This window comes from Kocuria dechangensis (genome assembly GCF_014636775.1).
Taxonomy (GTDB): Bacteria; Actinomycetota; Actinomycetes; order Actinomycetales; family Micrococcaceae; genus Kocuria; species Kocuria dechangensis.
On sequence record NZ_BMEQ01000074.1, the window covers coordinates 1 to 1,200 of the forward strand.

Genomic DNA, 1,200 nt, shown 5'->3' on the forward strand with positions numbered 1-1,200 from the left:
GAGCGTCTGGGACTGGGCCCGGGTCATGAGGTTGTACACGACCCGGGCGATCTTGCGTTTCATGCAGCGCAGGGCCTCCATGGTGGTCTTCCCGGAGGCTTTCAACCGGTGGTAGTAGTCCCTGCCCGGCCCGTCCAGGCGGATCTGGGTGACCGCGATCCGGTGCAGGGCACAGTTCAGCCGCCGGTTCCCGCCCCGGTTCAGCCGCACCCGCCCGGCGGTGTTGCCCGACCACACCGGGATCGGGGCCACTCCGGCGGCCATCGCGAAGCACGCCTCGGTGCGGAAGCGCCCCACCCCGGCGGTCTCGGCGTAGATCGTCGCCGCGGTGATCTCCCCGCACCCGGGCAGCTCCAGCAGCTGCGGGGCCCGCTGGGCCACCAGGGCCCGGATCCGTGCGTCCAGCCCGGTGATCGCCTCGCACAGCCGGTCCACATCGGCCAGCACCTGCTCGGCGATCTCCGCGACGATCCCCGCCCGCCCGGCCAAGAACTCCCGCACCCGCCCCCGCACTCCCGGGCTGCCCATCGACCGGGGAGCCGGATCCAGTCCAGGGTCGAGCTCGTGCAGGTGCCAGCGCAGGCGGTTGATCGCCCGGGTGCGCTCGGCCACCAGATCGTCTCGGCGGGCCACCAGCAGCGCCACCTCCCGGGCGTGGTCGTCGGTGACCGCCACCGGCAGGTCCTCCTCCCGCACCACGACCCGGGCCACCGCCAGCGCGTCGATCGGATCGGACTTCCCGCGGGTGCGTGCCGAGGCCCGTTGCCGGGCCATCAGCTGCGGGGCCACCCGCACCACCGGCTCGCCATGGGCGAGCAGGTCCCGCTCGAGCATCCCCGACAGGTGCCGGCAGTCCTCGATCCCCCAGAGCCGGTCCTGATCGACGAACGCGGTGCGCGCCCACCGGTAGGCCTTCTCGTGGCCGGCGTGCGTGGCCGCGACCGTGAGCTGGCCGATCTGCTTGCCGGCCGCGTCCACGGCCACGAAGGTGTGCGAGTTCTTGTGGACGTCCGCCCCGATTGCAATCACCATGGTGACTGCCTCCCTTTCCCGTGAGGTGACCGGTTGGGCCGGTCGGCGGACAATGCTCAGTGGGGGCGAGGCCACGCTCCTATGAAGTCACGCCGACCGGTCCTTCGCACCCGGTGCCGGCACAACCATGGCAAACCAGCCCCGTCACGGAGCGGCACCCACGCTAGG

General features: G+C 72.2%; 1 protein-coding gene. It reads right to left on the bottom strand.

All coding sequences use genetic code 11. The features are described from left to right. Nucleotides 1–1,032, bottom strand: a 1,032-nt coding sequence (locus tag IEW07_RS20695) for an IS110 family RNA-guided transposase (protein WP_188540676.1), incomplete at its 3' end; no start/stop codon positions are given. Between the last annotated feature and the right edge of the window lie 168 nt (nucleotides 1,033–1,200).